Source organism: Sulfurisphaera ohwakuensis (assembly GCF_009729055.1).
Lineage (GTDB): Archaea > Thermoproteota > Thermoprotei_A > Sulfolobales > Sulfolobaceae > Sulfurisphaera > Sulfurisphaera ohwakuensis.
Window position 1 is genome coordinate 555301 of record NZ_CP045484.1, and the last position, 23165, is coordinate 578465.

Consider the following 23165-nt stretch of genomic DNA (forward strand, 5'->3'; position numbering starts at 1 on the left):
TTTTTTCTTTTATTTCTTTTTCTTCGGATAAATATAATTAATAAAAAATTATTTTGGATCAGAAGCTTTCATTATATCTCTCTCATATATCACAGTTCTTCCTCTTAATGCTGATATAATAGCTGCAATAAACACTAGAGTTGCTGAGAAGTAAAATGCAATTTTCAATGAGTCCATAAATGCTGGGGCTATAACAGTAGGGAACCAATACTTGCCGGTAATAGTTGCTAATGTTGATGGTGGAATTGAATTAACAATACTTGCCGGTAATTGTGACAATATTGTTTTTACTGGATCATATCCTAAAAATGCAGCAAATAATGCTGCAGTTGGCGGTATCTTAGCCATTATTGGTGCTAGCTGTGGTGCACCAGCGGCAGTTAAGGCAGAAGTCAAAGTACTGGGTAAGTTAAGGTATAATACATCTATAACTATTGTGAAGAATATTCCAATACTTAACGTGCTTCCAGTATTTGTTAACATTGCTCTAATTCCAGATGCAGAACCTCTATGTTGTGGTGGTGCTGCATTTATTAATGAAGCCATATTTGGTGATACAAATAGACCGTTGCCAACACCCATTATGAAGATTATTATTGCAAATATTAAGTAGTTAAAATCATAGGGTAATGATGTTAATGCTATTAATCCCGCTCCAAGTATTACTAATCCAACTGTTGCCAGTACCCTAGCCCCATACTTATCAGAAAGTCTTCCAGCAATAGTTCCCATTATTCCAAAACCCGCTAATAATGGTAAAAGATACACACCAGCCCAAAACGGAGCTTGTGAATAAGGTATACCATGCAATGGTAGCCAAATCGCTTGTAAAAGTAAAACCAACATTAATTGTAATCCTCCAAAGGCAATTTGTGCAAAAAATATTGCTAGGGATGCCATAGTAAATGCTCTAACCTTGAAAAGGTCTATCCTAAACATTGGGTCCTTAACTTTAGTTTCTACATAAAGGAAAACTAAGAACAATGCTACACCGGAAGATATACTTGCAATTACATATGGATTAGTCCAACCAGTAGCTGAGGAACCGTAAGGTAAAATTCCATAAGTTATTCCTACCAATATGAGAATTAATGCTACTGCATATAGTATATTTCCTATTATATCAACCCTTTGATTCCTATTAGGAGGAGTTAATTGTTTTAATGATTTATAAGACCAAATAGTCCCAGCAATTCCTATTGGTACACTAACTAAAAATACATCTCTCCAATAAATTGAGGCTAAAATACCGCCTAATATTATTCCAGCAATTCCTCCAAAAATCCCTATTACACCGTTTAAACCTAATGCAAAACCTCTTTGATTTGGTGGAAACGCTTCAGATAGTACTGCAGCACTATTTGCCATTAAAAAGGCTCCGCCAATTCCTTGAATAATTCTATAAATTATCAACTGAAGTGCTGCAATACTCCCAGTACCTGGAGTTATATAAAGTAGGATTGAACCTATAGTGAAGATTGCAAAACCCAAATTGTACATTCTAACTCTCCCGAATATGTCTGAGATTCTACCAATGTTAACTACTAATATTGCTGATACTATCGAGTAACCAAATAGAATCCATAATAGGTATTGAAATGATGTAAATGGGTTTACCTCAATTCCTCTAAATATAGCTGGTAATGATATTAGGACAATGTTAGCATTCATGAATCCCATGAAAACTCCTAGGCTTGTATTAGATAGGGCAATCCACTTATACTGAACCATAATGTTAAGTAGTGAATAGTTAACTATTAAATCTTTTGTTAATGAAGATTTAAATAATTATTAGTTAAAATTAAAGTAAGAAAGCGAATAAAACATAGATTAAAAAAAGCTGGTTAAAGAAAGAAAAGAGGATTTATAAAGGTGAGCCACAATTCATACAGAACCTAGCATTTATTGGATTATTATAACCGCAAGCCCTACATGTCTTTTGCTGATATAACATTGGTTGATAAAATGGTTGCGGCTGAAATAGTGGTTGTTGATTCGTTAAGCTGATTAGCCTTTCAATCTCTTTAATGATGTCTTCTTCAATTTTCAAATTATATACTTCTTCAATACCTTCAATAAATGCTAATGGTGTGAAGACCATTGCAGCTATTACATCTTCTGTGACATCAGCAGCTTTTAGCCAGTCACTCATTCCTACATCCACGTTTAAAACTCCTTGTCCTCCAGAAAGTCTTATTGTGAAAGCTCTATTAGCACCAAAAATAGTCCTTAATATACCTTCTTTTTTAGCTTGAACCACCACATATTGTCCAACTGGTAAGATTTGAGTTTTATAACCTTTACTAATTAGCCATTGTTCTAATGATAACCCTAATTGATATAAGTTGACGTATACGTTAGTATATGTCTTCTGCATTGAGTCTAAATTTGAGTTAAGGTTAAAAGGTTTTCGTTAAGTTTAGCTTATTATCTCCTACATAAACTTTTTATTTATGGTAGAGCCGATTGTTAAACGCCCTCATTATCGTTTTGAAATTAGAAAGAAAGATACTAAAGTAGGGAAAGGTTTTAGTTTAAAAGAATTAAAAGAAGCCGGATTGTCCGTACATGAGGCTAAAAAACTTGGAGTCAGAATTGATAAAAGAAGAAAAACTTCTTACCCAGAAAATGTTGAAGCCCTAAAGAAATTAAAGGAACAACAAGAGAAGAAACAAGCTCAGTAATTTTCATTAATTATGTCTCAGTAAAGTAAACTATCTGCATTGTAGTTATAATGTTTCTTTTTATTAGTTTTTAGATTATAAAAAATCAGTTTATAAAAAAGAAAGAACATAAGTATATTTCTACTGAAAAGATGACAAGCGATACTGTTAATAATTAATCAAAGAACAGAATTTTAAATTAGCTTAGACAAATATTCTAGGAATTATATTAAGCTTTTGAAGACTGTAGCAGGGGTCTTTCACGGCTCTCTTGCGAATTCACTTTATTTTATCGAATTGATTGTACATTGATAATTGGAGAGACCAAGAAGTTATACCACGGACTTAATGGGGATAATGATATACAATCAATTATTTCTTCATAAAATTATACTAAATTAAGAGAATATTACAATTTGCATAAGAAACTTGGCTCACACCTTGTAGCATAACTTTTAGCTATAATTACTCACTTTTCATTATTACGTAGATGTTTATTTAAGTGCTTGAGGATTAAGCAGATTAAAAGAAAATTACGTTACTAGTAAATATTAATATATCAATAGTTCTCTCAAACTCATATAGTAATTGATTTAAGTACCACAATATATATGAATTTATGGAAGAAGAATATCTAGTCTTTGATGAAAATGGTAACTTACTAAGAAGGTTTTCTGATATTGAGTCTTTGTATAAGTTTGTTTTGGAAAAGACGAAGGAAGGAAAGAAAGTAAAAATAAAAGGTCCATCAAAGGAATATTTTTTAATAGTTTCTGGTAAAAAAATTGAAAAATTTTCAACAGCAGAGGAGGCATTTAAGGAAGCAAAACAACATATTCTTAAGGGAGAGAATGTGGAAGTTATAAGCGGAGATGCATATCTTGTCTTTAGCCAGGAAGGAGAATTATTAGGAAGGTTTTCTGATATTGAGTCTTTGTATAAGTTTGTTTTGGAAAAGACGAAGGAAGGAAAGAAAGTAAAAATAAAAGGTCCATCAAAAATTTATTTATTCTTGTGAGAATAAAGGCTAAGATTAACGACGTGGAAGATTGGTTTATTGTAGATACTGGATTTAGTGGCGACATAATGGTTAATTATGAAATATTCGAGAAAATACCTTTTCCTACATTTGATGCAGGTTTAGTATGCATAACTGAGAATGAATGTTATATAGCTTTCGGAAAGATCTCTACATTTAGAATACTGGGTAATGAAATTAATACTGTAGTATTATGGATCCCTCAATTAGATGAAAATTTGATTGGTGAAGGGGCGTTAATAAAACTAGGTTTAGTTATAAACTACAAGGACTTTACGGTTCTTGATCCTTAATTCTCGTAATAGAAAGAGTTATTGGTCTATGTTATGATTGATAATGTTAATTTCAGAAACGAGATTCTTTCTAATGTTTATACTTAGTTATGTTTAAAGGAAAATGATATTTCTAAGATTATTTGATAAGTTAGAGAGATTTAGCTCTTTTAAGTCTTAGTAAGTATGATTAAAGCTCTGTAAATGAAAAAGAGTGTGGAGATAGTGTCGTCATTAGGGTATAAATTCTGAGATTAGTCTTCTCTCCCATAAGACTATTGCTATGGAGTGCTTTATCATACTTATACTCCTATTTACTGCCTTTGTTGCCCTCTTGAAGCGTACAAGCCTATCCCTTAGTGAGGAATGTAGCCCCTCGTTGGGGTTAACCGGTGAGACAATCGTGTGATCCTTTAACCAAAAGTTGTAATCATCACTCACCCACCATCTGGCAAGTACATTTTAATCTCACTGAAAGTATTCTCATCCCTATCACCAACAGAGTAAACTAGTAGAATCCAAGACTTGTGTAAACGTAACAAGTAAACTTGTAGAAAGCCCTAGTGTTCCTGCACAAGTAGGCCCACATCTCACCAACAACCTTAGTAACAACCTTACCCTTAACAAACTCTTTAGCCTTATTCCACTAACTTCTCACACTTCCGCCTACTTAACACAAATAAACACAGTACCCAAAGGTACGTTAAGAACCCTAGAAATAGCCCTCATACTCATACCATTAGCATACATTCTTAAAGCCTCCTCCTTAACCCTCTTATGATAATGATGCCTAGAAGCATCACCCAAAAAACGCTTACCACAATCCCTACACAAAAACTTCTGCCTACCCAACCACACTTAACAACATGATGACTACCGCAAGAAGGACAAGTTAAGTCTTGCCTAAATACAGGCTTCCTACCCATAAGTAATACTCGTAATACAAGAATTTATACCCTAATGACGACACTATCTATTTGTTTATTGAATTATATTAATTTAGTAGGTAAAATTACAATTCGCAATGAAAATCTTAGTTATCCACTCTTGCATAACCTAAATTAGAATTTTCTATTTGCATGGAATAAATCAAAATCTGTATCATTAGAATAAATTACGTCTATTCCAAGTCTTTTCATCTGAGAGAATATTATTGCATCATCCCAAAGTTTATAACCTAATTTCAATTCTTGGAGAAGTTTTATTCCGTTAATAACGTCCTCCCATGTTGTTTCAGAGATATATATTCCAGACTGCTGAAGATAATTAATAAAGATTGGAATCACATCAACTTTTTTCTTCCTTTCTAAATGTGCTAATACTTGGGAAATTATTAGAGTTGAAGAATAAGCTATATCCTCTTCTGCAGTTTTTAATATCTCTTTTGCTCTTTCACCATAAGAAGGATCAGAAAAAAGTACATAAATAAAGATATTAGAATCAATCATCACTTTCAAATCCTAATGCCTCCTCAATTTCCTCGATTTTAACATATTCTTTTCCTGCTATTCCGTAAATATTATCCACGCTTATTCTTTTCACGTTAATTACTATTTTTCCATCTTTCTCTAAAGCAACCTCTACTTTACTTCCCTCTTTTAAGTTTAGTTTATCTCTGATCTCTTTTGGTATTACAATCCTTCCCCTTTCATCAACAGTAACTATATATCCCATAAAATAATTTTATACTCCCACTTTAAAAATTTTCATGTAACTAGAATATAATTTCAATAAAATAATGTAGTAGGATCGCTAGTTGTATTGTTCATTTTGGTGAAAGATAAGTTTTACCACGGTCACACTGTAAGTTCAGTATAACAACATTGTATTATAATTCTATATTAATATTCCTTTATTATGAGCTTTAATCTTAGTAAGAGTTAATTCATAAAAATTTTTTCATTACCTTGAAAACCTTACACCAAATACTAATTCAGAAATTTTATTTAAAATATTGATAGATTGTGAAATGATACAATTAATAACATCTACTGCAACATAGAATTTTCCAAAATCATTTACGCATTCATAAACTTCTATTTCTTCATATTTACCCTTTTTATTACAAGAATTGAAACTAATCATATATGAAACTTTACTCTCTTCATCAGTAAAGATAGCACAATTTTGCTTCCATTCATAAATAATAGGTGTACTTTCATTTAACTCATTTTGTGAAATTAATTTTAAAGATGTATTATCTTTTTTAGCTAGAATTTCACCGTTATTAAATATATTATCCATACTTATCTTTAGAAAAATGAAATCCATACTTTTTCTTATCCTTAGTGGTTTTCTTAACCCTAACTCATAAAGCATAAGTAATCCTAGGACTTTATTATCAGTAATGTACGTAATTTTCTTATCTTTAGCAACTCCATAAAACTTATCAATAGTTACTAAGGAGTATTCCCCACTTTCATAAATTACGTCTAATAAGACTGAATCTAGTGGTAAAACTGTAATATACACAAGTTTTAATCTCTTTACAAAAGCTTAAATATTCACTCATAAGATTAAATTATATCAATAGTTTTTTAAACTAAGTAAGTTACATTATCTATTAAATCAGTTTAATATAGCCTTTATAAGGAAATGAAGGAATTTACGCATATGTCTAAGGAAGAGGAGAGTAAGGCATCGGAAATTATAGCTAGATTAGATAGACTTCCAACGTGGGCTTTCAACTATATCCTTCTAGGCATAATAGGTATAGGAGAATTGTTCACATTTTTTGACATATTTAACATAAACGTTAGTTTCGTTCAAACAGCTGTAACATTATTCCATGTATCTCCAGCTCAAGCGGCTCCGCTATTAGGACCAGTAGTTTTGGGCAACTTAGCTGGTTATGTTGTAGGATCCCTTCTTCTTTCGCCAATTGCTGATAGAATTGGCAGAAGAGATATGCTAATGATAACAATGCTGATCATGGGATTAAGTTCGCTTTATAACGCTTTCGCGCCAAATTATATTAACTTCTTGATCGCTAGGACGTTAACTGGAATCGGTGTTGGGGCTGATTTAGCTATAGTGAATACTTACGTTAGTGAGGTTGCTCCATTAGCCTATAGGAGTAAGTACGTTTCAGCAATTTTCATATTCTCAACTATTGGAGGTTTTCTGGCAATTTGGTTAGGTTTGCTCTTTACTACACCTCCAGCACCATTTCCTCAAGGATTACCTATTGCGTTGGGAGGTTCCGGATTTTTCGCAGTTAATGGTTGGAGAGTAATGTATATTATTGGTGCAGCTCTAGCGTTAGTAGGACTAGCACTAAGATTTAGATTACCAGAATCTCCTAGATGGTTAGTAAGTAAAGGAAGAATTTCTGAAGCTGAAATGATAGTCAACCTAATGGAAGAGAAAGTAACTTCTAAAGGATATAAATTACCCTCATTACCGTCTTTTATACCAGTGTACAAAATTTCAAAAACAGTACCGTATTCAGAAATATTAACAAACTCATCATATTTAAAGAGATTTGTGTTACTTGTAGTAGTATGGTTCTTAGCTTATACTACAGTTTATAGTATTGCTGCTGGTTTAACTTCACTTTTAACAGCTCAAGGATATTCCCCCTCCGAAGCCGGAATGGTATCTGCGATTGGAATTATAGGGTTTGTTTTAGCCGCTGTGATTGCAACACTTCTAGGAGAAAGATTAGAAAGGAAATGGTGGATAGGAATAGGTGCTTTAGTTACAGTAATTGGAGGGATGATGATAGCATTAACACCAAATCCAATAATTGATGGATTAGGTGCTATTATACTATTCATAGGATTTAACGTTTGGGTACCAGTAGCCTATACATGGACTGCTGAGAGTTTTCCAACAAGGGCTAGAACTTCTGGATTTGCATTGTGTGATGGTATTGGCCATTTAGGAGGAGGTTTAGGGGTAGTATATATTACTTCTGTTGCAGTATCATTACATTCAACAGTAGAACTGTTTGGCTTAATTGCATTATTCCTAGTAATTTCAGCAATAATTGCAATGGTAGCTGGACATTATACTTTAGGAAAAAGATTAGATGAAATCTCTCCTTAACTTATTAAGAAGAAGTTATTTTTTCAGCAACTATCTTTTTTAACAGTTTTGTAGTTGTTACTCTAAAGTATAAAGTATAGTGATAACCGGCATAAACTTCTTCAAGCTTTAATAAGTTTACCTCATCATTTATATAACCACCAAGCTCAACTTTAGCCTCACCTTTCCATATTTCACCGTAGTTCCTAACATCTCTAACCCTACTAACGACCTCATATAAGTCCTCTTCTTCATCACCTCTGGTAGCGAATCTCCTTATATTTAAGAATGGTCCAAATTTTGAAACTGGCACTGAATCGGCTCTTTCTTGTAATTCAACTTGTAATCTTAGAAGAACTCCACCACCTCTAACTACATAACCGCCCATTTTTAGTCCTTTTTCTGGTTTATTATACATTGGAAGTAAGGGGTGAAGTTTTGTCATTACTATTTTAGCAATCTTCTTAGGGTAACCATCTAGCCATCCTCTCACTAAGGCCCAATCTTTATCAACCCACATAAATGGGAAGTATAAGTAGTTTTTACCTTCAAAAGTAACCTTTAATCCTATAGCTCCTTCCATATATTGAACCAGTTCTGGGTCCTCATACATAAAGTTCCAGGTATGATCTGAAGTTGAGATAAACTCGGCAATATATATCCAACCTTCACCGTCTGTAGATAAAAAGTTTGGTAGTAGTTGATTTGCTGAATCCTTATCGAATTTCACATGGGCTGAAATATACGTTACTCCATAGTGCCATGGTGGTGGAAAAACTATCTGTGATCTACCGCTTTTTGTAATAGGTAGGGAAAAGTCGTTTTGCATAGGTAGTAGTTAAACAGATGTTTAATAAATTATCTCTCAAACAAGTTTGAAGTTAAGCTTGGTATAAATTTCTATAGAATTACACGAAAATTTTGTTATTGTGGTAAGAAATCTTTCATAGATCACATATCTTTTAAGTTATCCTAAACAAGCATTTTTACTTTGTTATTTGAATATTGTAGTGATAAGTATCATATAAGGATCTTTACAGGAAAAGTTTTTACTTACTTATTATTCTATTTTCTTGATATATTTGGTATAATATCTGTTTCTCTTATAATTTATCTTCATATTTATAATTATTCTATATCTTCTCATTTGTTAATACTAAATATTCTTTATGACTAGTATTAAAACTATTTCTCGATTTCGTTTTATCTAAAATTTCACGCTTTCTCAAGTCTCTTGAAAACCTTTAACTTAACTATCATATCTTTTCGTCTAACTTAATGCTATCTAGTTGCATAACCCGATAAAATTCTATAAAATTATTTTAAAACTATAATAAATTCTCATAACTAAACTCTTGTTTCATATAAAAATAAAGATACTTAAGGTTTTTAATAAAAGCAATAATCTTCGAAAAGTATAAAAAGAAATACTTTTTACTTAAATCTATGGAGTTTATATTTTCTACGAATCATGAAATTAATGTAGTATTTTTAATTATTGCAGATCCAAATTTTACCTTATACAAAATAGTAGATGCAGATGTAGTAAAGGTAAATGGTAATGTTTATGAAGCCTCTTTTACATTAGGTCTTATGGTTTTAATGATACATGGAGTAGTTTATTCAAGAAATGATAAGGTCTCGTACAAATTTAATACAATTGGGGTAAGCGGGGGAGAAGGTGGATTTTTAGAGTTTACTCATGTAAAAGATGGGGAAATTAGAATTTCATTTGATTATGAAGGTAGATTAAGTTCTTTTATTAAATTTATGCTAGGACGAAGAATAGCAAAAAATATAAAGAAATTAAATGAAGAAATTAGATTAGAAAGAATAAAGCGTAAGATATAATTTTTAAATATATTTATGTCTATATAATTTAATATAATTGAGAATTAAATTTAGCGAGTTACGATTCATCCTCGATAAATTAAGTTTAAACATGTTAATCAGAAGATTTAACGTATGTCGAACTTTTTAGTTAATTTAATAGTATATTGGTAAATACTTTATACTCTATGTAGAGAGAATATTCAATACTTTCGTCGAGGATTGATTTTAATTCGTTAATGTGTAATAAAATAACTATATTTACATAGAGTAATATTAGAAGAGGGCAATACGTGTAATAAATGTATTAGGGGTTCGGACTTCATAGGATTTTATAATATTTCATAGTTAATTCTCAGCCCTTGGGCACTACCAGAGTCATTAGACGTTGTCCAATTTGGTAAAAATGGAAAATGATGAGTAATATTGATAAGTTATTGGGATGAGATGATATTACGACGATAAAGATATTTATCACTTAGAAAGCTCTCTTCCGTTATAGATAAAGAATTTTATTGGGATGTTTATAGACTAATTTGAATTATTCCTCATAGCATATAATTTTTATAATATGAGTGCGATAATTTTTCAATTTTTGTCTAATCTTTCAGATTGTATAAATTAAATTAAAAATATTTCAAAAATTCATGCTTTTGTGAGTAATTATCTTTATACTCAAATATGAATTTATTCAATTATTTATTGAGACAGTCTCTCAGAGTCTAATCATAATTTACTTTTATAGACATTATTTTAATTAATCTAGAATACTAAGAATCACCTTATCCTCCAGCCTTCTCTCAATCTTATCATGCCTATAAGTATATAAGCCTGTTTACTAGAATAAGAATAGTGAAGCTTATTAAGATTTGATTAAGAGATCTAAGTCAAGAGAAAGTAATAATGAATAAAAAACTTTTTGTTTTTATTGGTAAGTCTAGGTTTGTTATGCATGAATTACATTATGTGTTATGTAAGAGATCTTTAGAATACTTAAAAGCATCTGAAGATTCTTTAAATAGAGGTTTATACGACGTTAGTGGCTTATTAGCACAAATATCTGCAGAACTTTCAATTAAATCTACAATACTATTTTTAGGATATTCATTTCCAGAAACACACGAAATTAGGAAACTACTTAGTATTTTATCTTCTTTAACTTTAAGAGATGAAATACAAAACTTTGTTAAGTCTAGAAGAGGAGAATTAATACTCTTAGAGAACGCTAGAACGAGAGGGCAATATTTATCTTACGGTTTAGATAGAGAAGATGCGGAAGTTTGTTTAAATATTGCTAAGGAGATTATTAGTTTAATGAAAAAGATATGGGGGAATAAGTGGTGTTCGGATTAGAAAGAATAAAATTTTTAGAGGAAAATTGGAGAAATATTGCTGAGATAGTTTTACGTAAATCTAGGGAAATAGCCGATGTAAAGGAGGTGATAATTTTCGGCTCGGTTATTAAGGGCAGAACTATGGGTGCAAGTGACTTAGATCTCGCCCTAATTGTTAGGGGGTTAGATAAGAGTGAGATTAGTAAACTATTAATTAAAATACATTCAGCCTTACCAGATGAAATTTCAGAAATAATAGATTTGACCATAATCGCTGAAGAAGATGAAGATGATTTTCTAAAATTCGTAGGTAATAATTATGTCATAATTAGTGATTAATGGAAAATAATTAATATAATTACATTTTCATAAAACTGACTGAAATAGCACTTGACCTTCATGAGTTTCAGTATAATGGCTATAATAAAGACTCTAAGGTTTCAAAGTATGATATAGCATTTATTGGAAAATCGTTGCACAAGATAATTCTTACAAAAAATTTTCTAATACTTATATCTAATTTTAGTAAATAGGATAAGTTCTATCGTTTTTTATAGTAAGAATATTCACTATTGAGAATGGTTTATTTAAAAACTATCTTATCGTTAGGATTTTATGCAAACTGCTATATGATAGTGAAGAGCTCGTAGGGAAGAACATTCTATATGAATTCCATAAAAAGTAAATTGAGAGGCTAGTTGAGAAGGCAATTTAACATAACTATTTATGATTACTCTCAAATACGGAATTTTCAGCTAATATACAATGAGGGAAAGCAATAAGGATATAAGGTAAATCTTAAGAAACATATTTAGCATTATAATCCATTCAATTAATTCTGATAAAGAATTCCATTTGAGAGAATCTAAAAACTTCTTTTCTAAGTCATCAAATTTACAAATTATACTTCGTCTACTAAAGAATTTTGTAAATTAATATTAAGTGAAGAGAAATTTACCCATGAAATTTCACGATAATTTTAATTTATCACAGAAGTGCAAAAACTAAAACTCAGTATATATACACAAATAGGAGTGTATATAAATAATAATTAAGAGAAGACAATAGTCATTTTTTAAAGCGTTTAAGAGGAGTGACTAACCGATGCATACAGCTTATATGCACTTTGTAATACTGCAAAGCCATTGTTCTAAATAGTATAACAGTCAAGATATTTTATTTCTCAAATAACTACTTTTACATAATTTAAGGATTGCAATATCACTCATTTCTATAATTATATAATCTTTGTAAAAAAGAAAGAATTACATAGAAGACCAGATTAATTATAATGATTATGCTAGTCTTCATACTATGATAAAGCATAAAAAACAATAGCTTAATTAGTATATAAAGTAGTATCAGTAGTTATGAAGGTGTCTCATACTTCATACGTCTACTTCTATCCAACCGTTATTATCCCTAATTTGATATGTTTTTAATCCTAGTTTCTCTTTTGGTGCATCTGGTGCTACATAAGGAGGTTCTAGCATTTGCCCAGTCCTTAGATCAAATAATGCTAAATGGCAGTAACATCTAACGGTTAGTTTCTCTTCATCTAATTTACCTAAAATACACCTAGCGTGTGAACATACTGCATCCATTGCATAAAGATTACCGTTAACATTTGCGATAAAAATCACTTTGTCCTCTACTTTAACTGCAGCACTTTTTGCTTTTTCTAAGGCCTTTGCCGAAATAGTTCTTTTCCATACCATAGGAAAAATAGACAAACAATATCTTATAACCTTTATTTTGTAAAGGTATTTAATTTAACATTGAGATAAGCTTATCGTTTATAGATTTATAAACGAATTAAACAACTACGTGATAATATAATGTTACAACGCTGTAACTAACCACAAAAAATGACATAACCAACGAAATAAGGGTTTAACAGTGCCCTAAGGTAAATTTATGTTATGTTGAATATATGTATGTTTTTATTTTTGCTATCCTAGTGAATGTCAGGTTACGAAAAAATATTACTGGTAGATGCTATTACATCTTTCTGTGTTCTAAAAGGACAAGTTGTACATCTAAATACTAATTGCTTTGCTGAATCCCACAATCTTTTTAGCAGATTCGTAAGTTTTTGTTAAATTCAAGCGTTAATTTATAAAGTAAAATCTGTCGTTAATCTGATAAAAAATCCAAGCAATTCATAAAGCAAATATTATCATAACCTTAAATGTTAAGGTGAGAAGCTCATGCCTTTAAGGTCTGACCGAGTATAGTGAGAGTATTGTTGCTAATATAATAATATAAGTTACTATACTATCAATTTTTTCATATTTCACTTTTACTGGTTTTCTAATATAAATTAACTCTATCGTTATAAGATATATTGATAAAACAGTTAAATTCAAAATGATCCAAAGATTAAGAGGTAACAAAATAAAATATAACGATGATAGACTAGAAAATAAAGTTAGAAAAACTATATAACCTGTAGCAAATATTGTGAATAAGAATTTTGTGGTAATATTCTGTGTTTTATAGTCATTATATACATTAATATGCTTGCAGATAGGGGAAGAATAGAGCTAAACGGTACTCCCAAAATCACCTCCTTAAAAATAAACCTGTAGTATTAGTAAGCGTTTCCTCCGATTTATTTAAATAAATCTCTGCCTCAGATATATTTTCAATAATTTTTGAAATTAGTGATTTGAAAGTCCTCATTTTCACGTTATCCTTGAGGATCGTGTACAAGGAGTAAACGAGCACGGCAAGTAAGAAGATTAACATGCGGAAAATGAACTTTGTTGAACACGTAAAGGGGAGGAACGATTTAACACTCCTATAAGACGTTTCTATCGGATTCCTCACCTTGTTATATAACTCCAAGACCTTATTCTTGGGTAAATCGAGATTTGTAGCCCTAGCGAAGTAAACAACCTTCTTCTTTTTCCTCTTGATCTTCTCCCTGCGATACACGATCAGCCTAAACTTAACCTGCTCATCCTTACTACGCCTCTTACTATTCGTAATATATTCACCATCAAACTCCTCGTAGATCTTGACATCACCAACGGGAACTCCAATAATGTAGTTGAACTGGGATATGAATTTTATCACCTCAACCGTGTAAAATCCTGCATCAAGTGTTATCAGTTTAATCCTAAATCCCATTGCAACCACTTGTTCAATCAAGACCTTGACAATCTCATCCTTTGTCATCCCATTAACTTGCGGTATGAAAGCAAGTATGAGGATTTTTCCTTCGTATTTCGTTGTAGCTGTTGCGTAGTTCCACGAGTATCCCTTTTCTGAGCTTCCCAAACCTTCTACAGGTTTTCCGTACCAAGTTATTGTTGTCCAATCTATTGATAGTTCTATCTCCTTCACGCCCTTAAGTGTTTCGAGTGAGATTTGTTTCACTTGTTCCAGTGTTTTTTCCGCTACTTGTAACCCTTGTTCTTCAACGTAATTCCTCACCGTTTGTGGTGATACGTTGTAAGCTCTGGAAACGTTTTCCACTGAATCTTTGTGTAATGATGCTGAGATCAAGGTTTTTGTAACTTCCTCTCCCTTTCTCCCTTGGAAGTTACTCATGGAAATTAATTTATACCCTATTTGTTGAGTGTTTAATGAGGGAATTGGCATTACCATGAGCCCTTATGGTAATACCGATTCCCTCGCTTTAAACCTTTTTTCCCAATTTGTTGAATTCTTGATGTTGTTATAAACTTGGTTATGTTCAACAAATTTAATATTGTTCAATCAGAATTATTTTTGTAAAATGATTTTGGGAGTACCGTAAAAGGAGAGGATATACTATGCTTATTGGCATTTTAAGTAAGAAATTATCAACAATTATGAAGGCTATAGGAATTGAATAAAATATTATTGCTAAATTTTTATAGTATTTGAAAATCTTATCATAATCCATCTTATATCACCGATCTCATGGTACAAAATATTGGAACCATGGAGGGCTGTATGGAGAAGATGGCAAAGGTGATGAGTGCGGCTGTTCAAACATTGGATACGTTCCATCCCAGTAATTAGGAAGTGGATTAATACTATTAACAAAAGGCATAAAACTCACCGTTACTATATATTCCGAATTCTAAATAAGTATCTGTGGGAATAAGACCAAAAATCCAAATTCAGCTTGCTCCTACAATGTCATACAATGTAGTTTCCGGCCATGTACCGTATTCGCTAATAAATCCACTAAGTTGAGTAGAAAATTGTGAAGTATAAAACGAAACAGCGAATACAATAATACCAGGCAAACTCGCTGCGACACTTATGATCCCTGAAATTCCCTCAACATACGTTGATATTTCAGATATTAGATTTGTTTCATATTCTAGCTCACTTGTGGGAACTGCGTTCTTAATAACTACTAACCTTGTCACTCCCCAAATAAAATAATATGTGTAGCATTTTATTATGGGATCGAAAGTTATTGGATCACTATTATTAATATACATAGTTACCTCGTTATTGCTAATTTCAGCAGTAATAATACTACTATTGTAACTCATGTCTATCAAACCGCTTATAAGCGAGATATTATTACTGCTGGTGTCTTCAACCACAAATCCTTTAGCTCTTAGACCTTCTACATTGGCATTAATCGTTACATTGTAACAATTATTACTTAAAGGATTCCTAGTATAATTGAACCAATAAAACCAGCTAGTGGTAGAGATATATGCACTCTCTGGTATAATTCCACTTATTGTCTTAACATTATGAATAATTTTAACAGTACTATTCATTCCGTTAGGTGTAGGGATCGTGACAAGAATTCTAGCCGCTATAACGTATGCTTTACTTTGTAAAATCTCCCGTGATCTTTATAATAGTAAACTGAGTTAGGACATTATTTATACCTATGGATAACGTACCAGAAGTAAATCTATTTTCTAAGATGAAGACAGCTAATTTATCCATGTCATTAATAGATTCAGTATCTACATTATTAGCAATATCCCCCCCTTGATTGCTCTCATCATCTGGGTAAATATTTCTCCAGCTTCAGTTTTCTTACTCTCTCTCCTAGTAATAATACCTTCAGCAATAACGTTCAAATACAGACATCTATAGCCTAAAGTGTTAAAAAATTTGAGCGTAATAGTTCTAAAGTAAAATATTAACATTTATATGAAAATCATTATAGTTATACTTTACGTTAAAAATATAAGAAATATTTTCTTATTACTAACTATGTTTAATAAGTAATAGCATAGAAAATAAGGTCAAAAATACTTAGATAAGTTATGAGTAAATGCCATAATTTTTATGGGACTGTTATCATGTAGTTATGAAATTCGAAAAAAGTATTTGTAATATTATATCAAATTATTATTAATATTAATTTGGTTAATCATCTTCAAATAAGTCTCTCTAAGGTGTTTTGTCTGGATTGAGAGGATGTGAGAATAAATAACCTCTAGTTTTTAGGTAACTATACAAAGACATCAACCTTTATAAACAAACATTTTTAAACAATATTTCTCTTCACATTTACAGATCTTTTTAATAAATTATATTATAAAAGATTTTTATGAATGCTATAACATTTTTATAAACACTTTTTGAAATTAATGAATGTTTCAGAATATCCCCTCAGTAACTTTCCTATAAAGCTCATCGTTAATCTCTTTAGTAGAAATTTAATTGTGGAATTTACAAAAAGAATTTAAACTATAAAAGATATATCTATTTAATGAAAGTCGGAGATAAAGCACCATTGTTTGAAGGGATAACTGATACTGGAGAGAAGTTTTCTTTATCAGATTATATAGGAAAACATGATATCGTACTTTATTTCTATCCTAAAGATGATACTCCAGGATGTACAAGGGAAGCTTGTGCATTTAGGGATAATTGGAACCTTCTACAAGGCTATGATGTTGTAGTCATAGGTATAAGTTCTGATGATGTGGAATCTCATAAAAAGTTTAAGCAAAAGTATAATTTACCGTTTATACTTATCAGTGACCCGGACAAGAAAATCAGAGAATTATATGGAGCAAAGGGCTTTATTTTACCCGCTAGGATTACATTTGTAATTGATAAAAAAGGGATCATACGCCATATTTATAATTCTCAACTTAATCCAGAAAACCATGTTAAAGAAGCTTTAAAAACTCTAGAAATGCTTAAGAAAGAAGAGGAATCAGTAAGCTGATTTTAATAAGTAAGTTATAATTTTTTTCTGTGCATTTCTTAAATGGTAAAGGAAAGTAACTTTGCTAATATTCAATAACCTGGCAATTTCATCAGCGGTTGCTCTTCTTGGATAATCAAGATAACCTCTCGATAAAGCCACCATCAAGACTTTCCTTTCCATGTCAGTTAAATCTAGAGTAAAAGAGGGGTTAAAATCTTCAGTCCTTATCTCTTCTATTTTGCCTAGGCTTCTTAATTCTTCAAATAATTCGTTTAAATTTTTACTATGGGTAACAAAACTCCATAACTCAGAATTCCCTTTTATTTTATTTCCAAGTATTAGAACTTCTTTGTCATATAGCACTCCAGCAATAGAACCTCTATAAGTATTGAGAAAATCCACGTAGTAGCCGTCTTTAAGTTTACTTATATTCATAACTTTCACGACGCTTTTATGATCTTTCATCAATTTTATTGCTTCTTTATCTGTTGAATTGATCATAATTCTACTTCGTAAGTAATTCTTGTTTGGATAGACTTGTAGATTAATTGTATATGCATCATATGGCATATGATGTGTCCAACAATCTTCGTGAACCACTTTTATATCTACTTTTTTAATCATCATTATATTGTACTTTTTTAAAAATATAAGCATATCTATGTCAATCATTACAATTGCTTTTAAAGAATTTCATATATATGAAAGGTTTGAGATTTTATTACGAGATTACCTCATGATGCTTTAAGGATTAATATATCTTCCTAATTTAGTGAGTAATTTTAGGAAATATCATTCTTCTTTCAACTGCAACTGTATATAACGTGTTTCATAATTAACTTAAATCTGATTATTCCTTACATAATACTATGGCTGAAGTGATAAAGAGTATAATGAGGAAATTTCCTTTAGGTGTTGCTATAATTACAACTGTTTGGAAAGGAGAATTAGTTGGAATGACAGTCAACACTTTTAACTCTCTCTCATTAAACCCTCCATTAGTTTCATTTTTTGCAGATAGAATGAAGGGGAATGACATTCCTTATAAAGAATCAAAGTATTTTGTAGTTAATTTTACCGACAACGAAGAGCTTTTTAATATCTTTGCACTTAAACCAGTTAAGGAGAGATTTAGGGAAATAAAATATAAGGAAGGAATAGGAGGTTGTCCAATATTATATGATTCTTATGCGTACATAGAAGCTAAACTCTATGACACGATTGATGTAGGAGATCATTCAATAATAGTAGGGGAAGTAATTGATGGTTACCAGATCAGAGATAACTTTACACCACTTGTTTATATGAATAGAAAATACTATAAACTCTTTAGCTTGTAAGCTTATTCCTTTAATAAGTTTAATATACCATTTATTTAACCTTTTTCGATAGACTTATTTGATGATTGATATCCTACGTTTATCTCATGTGGGAATAAGAGTTACGGATCTAGAGAAAGCAAGATATTTTTACGTAGATCTGCTAGGATTTGTGGAAACAGAAAAGGATGGTGACTATATATATTTAAGGGGCATTGATGAAGGACAACATCACAGCTTAGTTCTTAAAAAGGCTGACTCTCCAGGTTTGTCATATATTGGATTTAGAGTAAGAAGAGCTGAGGAGCTCGATAAGGCTAAAGAGGAATTGCAAAAGTTTAATTTAAAATTTACTAAGTTCAAGGAGAGGGGTGTTGAGGAAGCTATACTCTTTGAGACTCCTCAAGGCATGCCGTTTCTAATTTATTATGATATGGAATATGTTGGAGATATGAGAATGAAGTTTTATGCACATAGAGGTGTTTCACCAGTAAGGTTAGCACATGTAAATTATGTAGTTAAAGATATTGAGGAAGAGATTCAATTCCTCAAAAACTTTATGGGCTATTACGAAACCGAATGGTTCCTAGGAAAAGATAATCAAACTAGAGAAGTAATTTGGCTTACAAGAAGGGGAGATTCACATGAAATCGCAATTGCTAAAAGTCAAAAAAATGTTCCAGGATTTCACCACGAGACTTACTATGTTCATGAGTTAAGAGATGTTATTAGGGCAGCTGATATTATAGCTTCAGCAGAATTATGGGATAGTATTGAGAGGGGTCCGGGTAGACATGGAGCTACGGAGGGTTATTATATTTATCTTAGAGATTTTGATAAAAACAGGATTGAGTTCTTTACAGAGGATTACGTAGTTTTGGATCCAGATAAATGGAAACCCGTAGTATGGAGAAATGAACAATTTAGATATAGGAGTGATTTTTGGGGAAGACCAATTCCCCAATCTTGGTTAACTGAATGGGTTCCCGTGGAGGACATTTCCACGGGTAAATTAAAGGGGTGGTCTATTTGATTAGGAAGGGAGAAGACTATATAAAAAGTATAAAGGTACATCATCCAGTAGTCTACTATGAGGGAGAAGTAGTAGAAGATATAACTGAACATCCAGCATTTAAAATACCGGTGAGAACAGTAGCTAAATACTACGATCTCCATTGGGATCCAGAATACTCAAAATATCTAAGAGTATATAATCCAGATGTAGGTGAAGAGACCAGTATTAGCTTTTTGAGGCCAAGAAATAAGCAAGATTTAGCTAAATTGAGAGATGGCTTAATAAAGATATATGATTTCTATAGAGGATTTTTCGGCAGAAGCCCAGACTATCTAAATGTTTGGACTACAGTGTTTTACGCCCATGCAGAAGACTATTTTGGAAAGCATTTTGGCTCTAAGTTCATGGAGAACATGATAGAGATTTACAGAGAAGCTACTAAAAATGACTTGTTCTATACTCATGCAATAGTGGCACCGATGTATGATAGATCGAGACCGCCATCCCAATGGGAGGATCCATACATTCAAGTTGGGATTGTTGAAGAGAAACCTGATGGTGTTATAGTAAGAGGAGCTGCTATGCTAAGTACTGCCGGTCCCTATTCAGAAATGTTATGGTATTTACCAAATATTAGAAGAGATACTGATCCTAGATATGCAATATATTTCTCTATTCCTACAGAGACAAAAGGTGTTAAATTCTTAGCAAGAAGAGGTTTCCCTCCAAGAGAAGGAGGAGAATTTGAATATCCTATATCATCCAAATTTGAAGAGAGCGATGCCATACTAGTCTTTGATAATGTTTTCGTACCCTACGATAGAATAATATTCTTCAAAAAACCAGAATTAATTGAAGATTTGATGTGGCATACTGTTAGTTTAAGAGGATGGTTCAACTGGCATTTTGTTATACAACACTACTCTAGACTTAAGTTCTTAGCAGGATTAGCAATAGCTGTAGCAGAGGCTGCTGGTATAAATAACTTCATAAATGTTCAAGAAAAAATTGGTGAAATATTAATTTATGTCGCATTAAATGAAGCTGCACTTTATGCTTCAGTTGAAAGGGCTCAAGAATTACCGAATATAACAAGACCAGATCCCTACATTTCTATTTCAGCAAGTCATTTTAACATGAAGGCTGTTCCAAGGGCTAACGAAATTTTGAGATTAATATCAGCCGGTTCATCAATTCCAGTTCCTGCAGGAATTAAAGATTTCGAAAACCCAGAAGAGAGGAGATTGTTAGATAAGTATATGGCAATGAAAGGACTAAATGCTTTAGAGAGGGTAAAGCTATTTAACTTATTATGGGATGTTATAGGATCTGAGTCTGGAATGAGGTATGAGCAGTATGATAGATTTAGTAGAGGTGATCCGACAATAAGATGGGCACAAACTTACACGGAGGTATTTAAAGATAGGAAAAATGAATTTGTAAAATTAGTTAAAGAAATAATGGATCAAATGCCAAATCCTAAAGCATAAGGTGTTATTCAGTTTGACAAAGTTTTTATCTTTTTTAGTTAATAATACTAGAAAGTTAGGAATTCTAAATGGAAATTATGTATATGAAGTAAAGGATTTTTATTCTACTGAGCCTAAAGGTGAGGCTTATAATATCGAAGAAATAGAGTTTGACATACCAATTACACCATCAGCGATCATTTGTACTTTAGTAAATACTCCGGGAATGATAGGGGTTAAGGATAAAAGTGAAGCAAGAGAATTTATAAAATCTCCAAAGTTCTTCCTTAAACTGCCCTCTGTAGCAATTCCTCATAAAAAACCTATAATAACTCCTAAAGATGCAATAAGACCGGAAGTAGAAATTGGAGTAATTACAAGAAAAATAAAGAGGGGTGCTACGCTTGACGAAATTAAGAAAAACATAATTGGTTATACAGTATTTAACGATATAACTTACCCTCCCGGAATAAAAGAAGATTCTTATTATGCATATAGGAGAGATCCCATTGATGGGAAAGTTAAAAAATTATTAATTAGGGGAACTCATTTCAGAAATAAGGTAAGGGACTCCTTTGCTCCATTCGGACCATGGATAGTTACACCAGAAGAGATTGATGATGTTAACTCGCTAGAAATGAAGAGCTATTACGATGGCAAACTGGTTCAAGAAGGCAATTCTGAGGATTTTATCTTTTCCATAGAAGATATCATATTAGAGTTAACTAAATATGTAACTTTACCAGAGTTTTCTTTAATATCGTCTGGAAGTGTAGGATATATAGGTGCTGAAGATGTTTCGGAGTTCTCATTAAAACCAGTTAATAATGCGATTATGAGTGCTGAAGTTGAAAAGATAGGTAGACTTGAGAATCCTACTATAATTGATGAGAATAACGTTTAACGATTATAGCGCCTATTATTGTAGTTAAAATCGACATGAAAATTATACTTTCAAACTCATGTTGATCTAAAGCATTTAGGCTTAAACCTATTGTTGCTACTACTAATCCAGTTTCTCCTCTAGGAACCATTCCTAAAGCCATGATGAGTGCTCTTTTAATATCTCTAATATATAGGTAAGCAAAGGGCATGACACCAAGCATCTTTAAAATTGTTGCTATAGCTGTAAGCTCTAGTGTAAGCAACAAAACGTTTAGATCAATTGAGAGCAAGTCGATTTCAGCACCTATGGTTACGAAGAATATAGGACCGAATATTGAGAGCAATACAGTAATAATTTCTCTAATTCTTTTAATCTTAAGAGAATTGGAAATTGCTACACCAGCTACGAAAGCGGATATAATTGGGGAATATCCTAAGTATACCATAAATAATGTTAATCCGAATAACACGAGTATCGGGAATTCCTCTATGTAAGCCTCATCTAGCCTATTAACTATCCTTGGAATAATTGTTACTGATACAAATAAAATTACTAACCATATTATGATTAGAGATACAATTCTTAACGATATAGTCGTTATGGTTACAGTAGAGTGACTGATTAGAATAAGTACTACGGATAATAAGATTAAATCTACTATATCATCTACTGCTGAAGCGGAAACTAAAAACTTAACACCCTTAGTGTGAATCCCTTCTATCAGATACGCTACAGCTGCTAGACTTGTAGCACCAATGCTTACACCCAAGAATAGTGCCGAATTACTTCCGAAAGAGTTAGCATATAGAAAATATCCTGCAAAGAATGGTAATAATGCACCAAACGTAGCACCCATAAATCCTAATACACCGGCTTCTTTAAGCGGACTAAGGCCATGTTCTAGGCCAGATGCAAATATAACAAGAATTACAGCAAACTCAGATATAAAAAGAACATATTGATCTAGAGTTATTAATTGAAAACCCAAAATATTATTTATCAGCTTACCAATTGCATAAGGCCCTATGACCATGCCAGCGATGATTTCACTTACTAGGTCTGGTAAATTAATTTTTCTAAATTGTGTCTTAAAAACTTCTGCGATAAAAATAAAAAGAGCTATATCAAAAAGAGCTATGTAAATCTCCTCCATAGGGATTAATCATTATTTAATAA

General features: G+C 31.8%; 23 protein-coding genes and 3 pseudogenes. 13 read left to right on the top strand and 13 right to left on the bottom strand.

The features are described from left to right. Window positions 1-48: 48 nt before the first annotated feature. Window positions 49-1731 (bottom strand): MFS transporter, encoded by a 1683-nt coding sequence (locus D1869_RS03405; RefSeq protein WP_156013916.1) that lies wholly within the window; start codon window positions 1729-1731, stop codon window positions 49-51. Window positions 1732-1864: 133 nt separating this feature from the next. Beyond that, a complete protein-coding gene (locus tag D1869_RS03410; protein WP_156013917.1) occupies window positions 1865-2377 on the bottom strand; it encodes a zinc ribbon domain-containing protein in 513 nt (170 codons plus the stop codon). A gap of 76 nt (window positions 2378-2453) precedes the next feature. Between D1869_RS03410 and D1869_RS03415 the strand changes: the two genes are divergently transcribed. The 3 genes from D1869_RS03415 to D1869_RS03425 all read left to right on the top strand — a co-directional run bounded on the left by D1869_RS03415 (window position 2454) and on the right by D1869_RS03425 (window position 3995). Then, window positions 2454-2684, top strand: coding sequence for a 50S ribosomal protein L13e (locus D1869_RS03415; RefSeq protein WP_156013918.1), 231 nt, complete (start codon window positions 2454-2456; stop codon window positions 2682-2684). 598 nt (window positions 2685-3282) lie between these two features. Next, window positions 3283-3681 (top strand): hypothetical protein, encoded by a 399-nt coding sequence (locus D1869_RS03420; protein ID WP_156013919.1) that lies wholly within the window; start codon window positions 3283-3285, stop codon window positions 3679-3681. After that, window positions 3678-3995 carry a clan AA aspartic protease gene (locus D1869_RS03425; RefSeq protein WP_156013920.1) on the top strand — a complete coding sequence of 106 codons (318 nt, stop codon included), beginning with the start codon at window positions 3678-3680 and terminating at the stop codon, window positions 3993-3995. Before D1869_RS03420 ends, D1869_RS03425 begins: the two co-directional genes overlap by 4 nt. A gap of 213 nt (window positions 3996-4208) precedes the next feature. Here the strand turns inward: D1869_RS03425 and D1869_RS03430 are convergent. The 4 genes and pseudogenes from D1869_RS03430 to D1869_RS03445 all read right to left on the bottom strand — a co-directional run bounded on the left by D1869_RS03430 (window position 4209) and on the right by D1869_RS03445 (window position 6446). Further along, window positions 4209-4900: pseudogene (locus tag D1869_RS03430) on the bottom strand (IS1/IS1595 family N-terminal zinc-binding domain-containing protein). Between the two features lie 135 nt (window positions 4901-5035). Then, complete coding sequence (locus D1869_RS03435; RefSeq protein WP_156013921.1) at window positions 5036-5422, bottom strand: type II toxin-antitoxin system VapC family toxin; 387 nt, start codon at window positions 5420-5422, stop codon at window positions 5036-5038. Beyond that, a complete protein-coding gene (locus D1869_RS03440) occupies window positions 5415-5648 on the bottom strand; it encodes an AbrB/MazE/SpoVT family DNA-binding domain-containing protein (protein WP_156013922.1) in 234 nt (77 codons plus the stop codon). The genes D1869_RS03435 and D1869_RS03440 overlap by 8 nt, the downstream gene beginning before the upstream one ends. A gap of 228 nt (window positions 5649-5876) precedes the next feature. Then, window positions 5877-6446: a hypothetical protein gene (locus D1869_RS03445; protein WP_156013923.1), complete on the bottom strand. Its 570-nt coding sequence runs from the start codon at window positions 6444-6446 to the stop codon at window positions 5877-5879. A gap of 141 nt (window positions 6447-6587) precedes the next feature. Here D1869_RS03445 and D1869_RS03450 point away from each other — a divergent pair, with 141 nt between their 5' ends. Next, window positions 6588-8024: an MFS transporter gene (locus D1869_RS03450; RefSeq protein WP_156013924.1), complete on the top strand. Its 1437-nt coding sequence runs from the start codon at window positions 6588-6590 to the stop codon at window positions 8022-8024. A 4-nt stretch (window positions 8025-8028) separates the two neighbouring features. Here D1869_RS03450 and D1869_RS03455 read toward each other — a convergent pair whose 3' ends face one another. After that, window positions 8029-8832: an acetoacetate decarboxylase family protein gene (locus tag D1869_RS03455; RefSeq protein WP_156013925.1), complete on the bottom strand. Its 804-nt coding sequence runs from the start codon at window positions 8830-8832 to the stop codon at window positions 8029-8031. A 617-nt stretch (window positions 8833-9449) separates the two neighbouring features. Between D1869_RS03455 and D1869_RS03460 the strand changes: the two genes are divergently transcribed. The 3 genes from D1869_RS03460 (at window position 9450) to D1869_RS03470 (ending at window position 11506) form a co-directional block, all read left to right on the top strand. Further along, window positions 9450-9854: an STK_08120 family protein gene (locus D1869_RS03460; protein WP_156013926.1), complete on the top strand. Its 405-nt coding sequence runs from the start codon at window positions 9450-9452 to the stop codon at window positions 9852-9854. 927 nt (window positions 9855-10781) lie between these two features. Beyond that, entirely contained in the window at window positions 10782-11186 is a 405-nt protein-coding gene (locus tag D1869_RS03465; RefSeq protein WP_156015893.1) for a HEPN domain-containing protein, read from the top strand. After that, window positions 11174-11506, top strand: coding sequence for a nucleotidyltransferase domain-containing protein (locus D1869_RS03470; protein ID WP_184651047.1), 333 nt, complete (start codon window positions 11174-11176; stop codon window positions 11504-11506). Before D1869_RS03465 ends, D1869_RS03470 begins: the two co-directional genes overlap by 13 nt. Window positions 11507-12555: 1049 nt before the next feature. Here D1869_RS03470 and sdx read toward each other — a convergent pair. The 4 genes and pseudogenes from sdx to D1869_RS03485 form a co-directional block, all read right to left on the bottom strand. Next, the gene (gene sdx / locus D1869_RS03475) at window positions 12556-12885 is read right to left on the bottom strand and encodes a sulredoxin (RefSeq protein ID WP_156013928.1); all 330 of its coding nucleotides are present in this window, start codon (window positions 12883-12885) and stop codon (window positions 12556-12558) included. A gap of 978 nt (window positions 12886-13863) precedes the next feature. Next, window positions 13864-14782, bottom strand: a pseudogene (locus tag D1869_RS03480) (ISH3 family transposase); the annotation flags it as partial. Between the two features lie 295 nt (window positions 14783-15077). Beyond that, window positions 15078-15212, bottom strand: a complete 135-nt coding sequence (locus D1869_RS15615) for a hypothetical protein (protein WP_260311224.1) — start codon at window positions 15210-15212, stop codon at window positions 15078-15080. 70 nt (window positions 15213-15282) lie between these two features. Further along, window positions 15283-15903, bottom strand: coding sequence for a hypothetical protein (locus D1869_RS03485; RefSeq protein WP_156013929.1), 621 nt, complete (start codon window positions 15901-15903; stop codon window positions 15283-15285). A 19-nt stretch (window positions 15904-15922) separates the two neighbouring features. Between D1869_RS03485 and D1869_RS15765 the strand changes: the two are divergent. Continuing rightward, window positions 15923-16231 (top strand): annotated as a pseudogene (locus D1869_RS15765) (hypothetical protein); the annotation flags it as partial. Window positions 16232-16853: 622 nt separating this feature from the next. Beyond that, a complete protein-coding gene (locus tag D1869_RS03495; RefSeq protein ID WP_156013930.1) occupies window positions 16854-17318 on the top strand; it encodes a peroxiredoxin in 465 nt (154 codons plus the stop codon). Here the strand turns inward: D1869_RS03495 and D1869_RS03500 are convergent. Beyond that, on the bottom strand, window positions 17307-17924 hold the full coding sequence (locus tag D1869_RS03500) for a helix-turn-helix domain-containing protein (RefSeq protein WP_231113690.1): 618 nt from the start codon (window positions 17922-17924) through the stop codon (window positions 17307-17309). The genes D1869_RS03495 and D1869_RS03500 overlap by 12 nt on opposite strands. Window positions 17925-18169: 245 nt before the next feature. On the opposite strand from D1869_RS03500, the gene D1869_RS03505 reads away from it, so the two are divergent. The 4 genes from D1869_RS03505 to D1869_RS03520 all read left to right on the top strand — a co-directional run bounded on the left by D1869_RS03505 (window position 18170) and on the right by D1869_RS03520 (window position 22007). Continuing rightward, window positions 18170-18640, top strand: coding sequence for a flavin reductase family protein (locus D1869_RS03505; protein WP_156013932.1), 471 nt, complete (start codon window positions 18170-18172; stop codon window positions 18638-18640). A 61-nt stretch (window positions 18641-18701) separates the two neighbouring features. Beyond that, a complete protein-coding gene (gene hpaD, locus D1869_RS03510; RefSeq protein WP_156013933.1) occupies window positions 18702-19652 on the top strand; it encodes a 3,4-dihydroxyphenylacetate 2,3-dioxygenase in 951 nt (316 codons plus the stop codon). Then, the gene (locus D1869_RS03515; protein WP_156013934.1) at window positions 19649-21124 is read left to right on the top strand and encodes a 4-hydroxyphenylacetate 3-hydroxylase family protein; all 1476 of its coding nucleotides are present in this window, start codon (window positions 19649-19651) and stop codon (window positions 21122-21124) included. Before hpaD ends, D1869_RS03515 begins: the two co-directional genes overlap by 4 nt. A gap of 13 nt (window positions 21125-21137) precedes the next feature. After that, window positions 21138-22007 carry a fumarylacetoacetate hydrolase family protein gene (locus D1869_RS03520; protein ID WP_156013935.1) on the top strand — a complete coding sequence of 290 codons (870 nt, stop codon included), beginning with the start codon at window positions 21138-21140 and terminating at the stop codon, window positions 22005-22007. Here D1869_RS03520 and D1869_RS03525 read toward each other — a convergent pair. Further along, a complete protein-coding gene (locus D1869_RS03525) occupies window positions 21982-23142 on the bottom strand; it encodes a cation:proton antiporter (RefSeq protein WP_156013936.1) in 1161 nt (386 codons plus the stop codon). The genes D1869_RS03520 and D1869_RS03525 overlap by 26 nt on opposite strands. Window positions 23143-23165: the final 23 nt, after the last annotated feature.

Bases quoted from the DNA above. Each gene is read 5' to 3' on its own strand.
- D1869_RS03440 (WP_156013922.1), bottom strand. From the start codon at position 5,648: ATGGGATATATAGTTACTGTTGATGAAAGGGGAAGGATTGTAATACCA.
- sdx (WP_156013928.1), bottom strand. From the start codon at position 12,885: ATGGTATGGAAAAGAACTATTTCGGCAAAGGCCTTAGAAAAAGCAAAA.
- D1869_RS03415 (WP_156013918.1), top strand. From the start codon at position 2,454: ATGGTAGAGCCGATTGTTAAACGCCCTCATTATCGTTTTGAAATTAGA.
- D1869_RS03420 (WP_156013919.1), top strand. From the start codon at position 3,283: ATGGAAGAAGAATATCTAGTCTTTGATGAAAATGGTAACTTACTAAGA.
- D1869_RS15615 (WP_260311224.1), bottom strand. From the start codon at position 15,212: ATGCCTTTTGTTAATAGTATTAATCCACTTCCTAATTACTGGGATGGA.
- hpaD (WP_156013933.1), top strand. From the start codon at position 18,702: ATGATTGATATCCTACGTTTATCTCATGTGGGAATAAGAGTTACGGAT.
- D1869_RS03525 (WP_156013936.1), bottom strand. From the start codon at position 23,142: ATGGAGGAGATTTACATAGCTCTTTTTGATATAGCTCTTTTTATTTTT.
- D1869_RS03455 (WP_156013925.1), bottom strand. From the start codon at position 8,832: ATGCAAAACGACTTTTCCCTACCTATTACAAAAAGCGGTAGATCACAG.
- D1869_RS03410 (WP_156013917.1), bottom strand. From the start codon at position 2,377: ATGCAGAAGACATATACTAACGTATACGTCAACTTATATCAATTAGGG.
- D1869_RS03450 (WP_156013924.1), top strand. From the start codon at position 6,588: ATGTCTAAGGAAGAGGAGAGTAAGGCATCGGAAATTATAGCTAGATTA.
- D1869_RS03495 (WP_156013930.1), top strand. From the start codon at position 16,854: ATGAAAGTCGGAGATAAAGCACCATTGTTTGAAGGGATAACTGATACT.
- D1869_RS03485 (WP_156013929.1), bottom strand. From the start codon at position 15,903: ATGAATAGTACTGTTAAAATTATTCATAATGTTAAGACAATAAGTGGA.
- D1869_RS03405 (WP_156013916.1), bottom strand. From the start codon at position 1,731: ATGGTTCAGTATAAGTGGATTGCCCTATCTAATACAAGCCTAGGAGTT.
- D1869_RS03435 (WP_156013921.1), bottom strand. From the start codon at position 5,422: ATGATTGATTCTAATATCTTTATTTATGTACTTTTTTCTGATCCTTCT.
- D1869_RS03460 (WP_156013926.1), top strand. From the start codon at position 9,450: ATGGAGTTTATATTTTCTACGAATCATGAAATTAATGTAGTATTTTTA.
- D1869_RS03465 (WP_156015893.1), top strand. From the start codon at position 10,782: ATGCATGAATTACATTATGTGTTATGTAAGAGATCTTTAGAATACTTA.
- D1869_RS03505 (WP_156013932.1), top strand. From the start codon at position 18,170: ATGGCTGAAGTGATAAAGAGTATAATGAGGAAATTTCCTTTAGGTGTT.
- D1869_RS03500 (WP_231113690.1), bottom strand. From the start codon at position 17,924: ATGATTAAAAAAGTAGATATAAAAGTGGTTCACGAAGATTGTTGGACA.